The sequence below is a fragment of the Aeromonas aquatica genome, from assembly GCF_000764655.1.
Taxonomy (GTDB): Bacteria; Pseudomonadota; Gammaproteobacteria; order Enterobacterales; family Aeromonadaceae; genus Aeromonas; species Aeromonas aquatica.
This window is the reverse complement of record NZ_JRGL01000062.1, coordinates 1-670: the sequence shown is the minus strand read 5'-3', so window position 1 is coordinate 670 and position 670 is coordinate 1. Positions and strand designations below refer to the sequence as shown.

Sequence of the window (670 nt, the reverse complement as noted above, 5' to 3'; positions counted from 1 at the left end):
TTTTCTGACACAATAACGTCCTGTGAGCACTTAACGAGCAGCTCAGGAGCGGCTCTCTGCGCCGCTTCTGAGTCGGAGTATCCGTTCTTCCACCCCCTCCCACAAAATCTGTGATCCCCTCCAAACTTACTCCTAATTCACCTCAACATTTGGAACCATTTGAGATACCATTTCCGCATGGTACCAAAGCTCCATGTATATCTTACCTATGACAAGGAACTGCCATCTGATTACAGGTCAACAATAGCATTTAGGTGGACTGTAACCTAGTGAGTGGATGAATTTTTGAATATAACGCCCCCTATAAAAAACATCAAATGGACTTTACATTAAAGTATTATTTTAAGAGGAAATATGGTTAACCGAAATGATGTAATTAACATTTGCAAACATGAACTAGGCCATTGGTTTACTGCTCAGCACTATGGCTTCGACGCAGATCATATTGAGATTAAATTAATCGCAAACCAATTAAGTGGGCTCTCTTGTTGCACACCTAGGCCAGATCTACCTACAAAACAAAGTATCTTGGATTTTCTGAAAAAACGAATTTCTGTACTATTAGCCGGTGTTGTTTCGGAAACTTATAAAAGAAACTTTTCAAAAAATCAAGTTCAAGAGCTGTACGCAACTACTGCTGCTGTAGACGTTGAACAAGTGTATATACTTC

General features: G+C 39.7%; 1 protein-coding gene. It reads left to right on the top strand.

All coding sequences use genetic code 11. The annotated features are described in order from the left end of the window. Positions 1-354: 354 nt before the first annotated feature. Positions 355-670, top strand: a 316-nt coding sequence (locus tag LG30_RS22700; protein ID WP_238566399.1) for a hypothetical protein, incomplete at its 3' end; no start/stop codon positions are given.